This window comes from Roseomonas sp. TAS13, assembly GCF_001950415.1.
Classification (GTDB): Bacteria; Pseudomonadota; Alphaproteobacteria; order Acetobacterales; family Acetobacteraceae; genus Roseomonas; species Roseomonas mucosa.
In genome coordinates, this window is record NZ_BDLP01000404.1 from 1 (window position 1) to 3675 (window position 3675).

At 73.6% G+C, this 3675-nt stretch carries 4 protein-coding genes and 1 pseudogene; 4 read left to right on the top strand and 1 reads right to left on the bottom strand.

Annotation, left to right across the window (positions count from 1 at the left end):
* The 3 genes and pseudogenes from ROTAS13_RS27425 to ROTAS13_RS21010 all read left to right on the top strand — a co-directional run.
* Positions 1 to 291: pseudogene (locus ROTAS13_RS27425) on the top strand (ferredoxin-NADP reductase); the annotation flags it as partial.
* Positions 288 to 881: a pentapeptide repeat-containing protein gene (locus ROTAS13_RS21005; protein WP_075823304.1), complete on the top strand. Its 594-nt coding sequence runs from the start codon at positions 288 to 290 to the stop codon at positions 879 to 881. The pseudogene ROTAS13_RS27425 and the gene ROTAS13_RS21005, both read left to right, overlap by 4 nt.
* A 23-nt stretch (positions 882 to 904) precedes the next feature.
* Positions 905 to 1360: a flavodoxin domain-containing protein gene (locus tag ROTAS13_RS21010; protein WP_075823305.1), complete on the top strand. Its 456-nt coding sequence runs from the start codon at positions 905 to 907 to the stop codon at positions 1358 to 1360.
* Positions 1361 to 1729: 369 nt separating this feature from the next.
* Here ROTAS13_RS21010 and ROTAS13_RS21015 read toward each other — a convergent pair whose 3' ends face one another.
* Positions 1730 to 2641, bottom strand: a complete 912-nt coding sequence (locus tag ROTAS13_RS21015) for a LysR substrate-binding domain-containing protein (protein WP_075823306.1) — start codon at positions 2639 to 2641, stop codon at positions 1730 to 1732.
* 114 nt (positions 2642 to 2755) lie between these two features.
* Here ROTAS13_RS21015 and ROTAS13_RS21020 point away from each other — a divergent pair.
* Positions 2756 to 3675 (top strand): ABC transporter transmembrane domain-containing protein (locus ROTAS13_RS21020; protein ID WP_253187727.1); only part of this gene is annotated, 920 nt, incomplete at its 3' end.

Below are 3675 nucleotides of genomic sequence, written 5' to 3' on the forward strand. Positions count from 1 at the left end.
GCCGGCTGGTTCCGCCGTGGCCCGCGCGGCACCATCCCGGAGGCCCGTGCCGAGGCGCGGCTCGTCGCCGATGCGGCGCGCGCAGCGCTCGCCACCGCCACGGGCGCGAAGCCGGGCCGGGAAGGGCTGGCCGCCCTGCTGCGGGAACGGGGCGTGGAGCCGGTGGGCTTCGCCGACTGGCTGCGCATCCGCGCCGCCGAGGAGGCCGCGGCCAGCGCCGGGCGGGTGCGCCGCAAGGGCGCCACCCGCGACGCCCTGCTGGCCCTGTGCCGTGAACTGGCCGAGGCATGAGCGACATCCCGTTCGCCATCGCCGCCCCGCTCCGCCCCGGCGAGGTGGTGGAGCTGCGCGGCCGCCGCATCGAGGTGCCGCTGGACCTGTCCGACCGCGCGCTCGGACATCTCGACCTGCGCGGCACCGTCTTCGCCGCGCCGCTGCGCCTCGCGGGCACGGTCTTCGAGGGGCTGGCCTGGTTCCAGGACTGCCGCTTCGAGGCCGGCATCGACGCCTCCGGCGCGCGCTTCGACCGCGATGCCCGCTTCGACGGCGCGGTCTTCGAACGCCAGGCGCGCTTCTCCGGCGCCGAGTTCCGCGGCACCGCCAGCTTCGACACCGCCCGCTTCGCCACGCTGGCGGAGCTCGACCACGCCGTGGCCTTCGGCAACCTTTCCTGCGACAGCGCCCGCTTCGAGGCTGCCGTGACGCTGCAGGACACTGAATGCCTGGGCGGCTTCTGGTGCAACGCCGCGCGCTTCGATGGCCGCGTGGACCTGCGCGGGCTGGAGGTGCATGGCCGCACCTGGCTGCGCGGCGCCTCGGGCGAGAAGGGCCCCGAGGCCCTGCTGCGCGAGATCACCGCCTACGGCTTTTCCTGGACCTGATATCCCACCGAGGAGACCCTGCGATGAAGCTCCTGATCCTGGTCGGCACCATGACCGGCACGGCGGAGATGGTGGCGGACGAACTGGCCGGCGCGCTGGACGGCGCCGAGATCGTGGCCATGGATGGCGGCGACCCCGCCGTGCTGGAGGGCGCGGAGGCCTGCATCCTCTGCACCTCCACCTATGGCGACGGCGAGGTGCCCGATGGCGCCAGGCCCTTCTACGACACGCTCCGCGCCTCCGCGCTCGACCTGTCCGGCCTGCGCTACGGCGTGATCGCGCTCGGTGACAGCAGCTACGAGACCTTCTGCGAAGGCGGCAAGCTGTTCGACAAGGCCCTTGCCGTGCGCGGCGCCCGCCGCATCGGCGAGGTCCTGTGCTGCGACGCCAGCTCCGGCGACATGCCGGAGGAGAAGGCCCGGGAATGGCTGGAAGGGTGGCGGGACGCCCTGGCCGCCGAGGCCGGCGCCACCGCCTGAGCTGCCGCGCGCACCGTCCTGCGTTGCGCATCCCGGGGGGAAGGCTCTGCCTTCACCCCCGGTCCCCCCATCCGCCAGGACGCTGCGCGCCCTGGACCCCATTCGCTGGCTTCCGCTGCCGGCCGGATCGCGCCGGAGAGCGTGGCTCTCCGGCGACTGCCGCTGCCGCCAGGGCGGACAAGGGGTCTTCGTCTTTGTTCAGGAGCCCCGCCTTTCCGCCTGCTCCCAAGGATCAGGCAGGAAAGCTGACGGCTGCCACAGGCACCCACTCAAGCCAGGGGTCCGGGGACCGGCTTCGGTCCCCGGCGGCGGGGGGGCCGGGGGGGAGGCGGAGCCTCCGCCCCGGGGTTGGCCGGAAGGCGCCGCGCCTCACAGAATCGAGCCGGCTTCCCGCAGCAGGAAGTCGCAGAGCTGCACCACATGCGGGTCGCGGGCGGCGTCCGGGCGGGCGCGCAGGACGAAGGCCCAGGTGCCAGGCAGGGAGAGCGGCGCGAAGAGGCGCACCAGCCGCCCGGTGGCCAGTTCCGCATCCAGCAACGGCGAGCGCCCCAGCGCCACCCCGGCCCCGGCCAAAGCGGCGCCGATCACCTGGTTGTAGCTGCTGAAGCGCAGCACATGGCCGGTGCCGGGCTTCTGGCCCAGGATCGGCAGCCAGGTGGACCAGTCCTTCTCCGGGCTGTCGCCGTCCTCCTCCAGCAGGCTGCGGCGCAGCAGTTCCTCCGGGGTGGCGATGGCGGCCAGGGCGGGGCTGCAGACGGGGAAGACCGTCTCGGCGAAGAGCAGCCGGTCCGGCGGCACGACCCGGCCGGGCCGGGCGCGCAGGATGGCGAGGTCCAGCCCCTCCGCCGCCATGTCCGGCACATTCGTTTCCACCGCGCGCATGTGCCAGGCGATGCTGGGATGCAGCGCGGCGAAGCGGGCGAGGCGAGGCGCCAGCCAGAGCGAGGCGAAGGAGCCGCTGGCCGAGACCACGAGGTTCTGGCGCGGGTTCCGGGCCTTGTCGCGGATGGCGCCGCAGGCGCTGGCGAGACGGTCCAGCGTTTCCTCCACCACCAGCAGCAGCTCCCGCCCGGCATCGGTCGGGGCGGTGCGGCTATGGCCGCTGCCGTTGCGCGCGCGGCTCAGCAGCGGGGTGCCGAGCTGTTCCTCCAATTGGCGGATCTGGTGGCTGACGGCGCTGGTGCTGACATGCAGCATCTCGGCGGCCTGGGCGAAGCTGCCCTCCCGCGCCACGGCGGCGAAGGCCCGCAGGGCGGGGAGGGAAGGCAGATGGGCAGTCATAGCCGTTCGAAATAGCTCAACAGCGGATGAAAAGCTTGCATTTGCCGGCGCTGGGCCACCGGCCCAGCATCCGGCAGGGCCGCACCAGGCGGTCACGGGCTTCGAGGATTCGGCATGTATTTTGATGCGCGCCTGTGGCGCCTGACCAGGGGCCTGCGCCCCGGAATGCTGCTCGGCGTCGTGCTGGGCCTACTGGCGCTGGCGGCGGGCATCGCGCGCTTCGCCTTCCTGGGCGTGGCCCTGGCCCGGGTCTTCGCCGGGGAGGGGCTGGTCGGGGCCGCCTGGCCGCTGGCCGGGGCGGTGCTGGCGGTGCTGCTGCGCGGTGTCCTCGACCATGCCCGCGCCGCCCTGGCGCACCGCACCGCCGCCGCGGTGCAGACCAAGCTGCGCGCCGCGCTCTTCGACCGCATCGCCGCCCTCGGCCCCGCCTGGTTCGCGGGGGAACGCACCGGCGGCGTCATGCTCTCGATGATCGACGGGGTGGAGCAGCTCCAGACCTTCTTCGGCCAGTACCTGCCGCAGCTCGCCATTGCCGCCTGCGCCCCGGTGGCGATCTTCCTCTTCATCGCCTGGTGGGACGTGCCGGTGGCGCTGGTGCTGCTGACGGCGGCGCTGCTGACGCTGGTGCTGCCGGCCCTGGTGCATGGCTGGGACAAGCGGGCGGCGCTGGAGCGACAGAAGGCCTTCAAGGCCTTCGGCGGGGAGTTCCTCGACGCGGTGCAGGGCCTGCCGACCCTGCAGGCCTTCGGGCAGAGCGCCGCCTATGGCCGCCAGCTCGCGGCAAAGGCCCGCGCCCTCTACCGGACCACCTTCCGCGTCCTCGGCCTTTCGGTGATGACGCGCGGCATCACCGACACCGGCATGGCGCTGGGTTCCGCCATCGCGCTGATCCTCGGCGCGCACCGCGTCGCCAGCGGCGAGATGAGCCTGGAGGCGCTGCTGGTCGTGCTGATGGCCGGCACCGAGATCTTCCGCCCGCTGCGCGACCTGCGCTCCGTGCTGCACCAGGGCATGATCGGCCAGTCCGCCGCCGC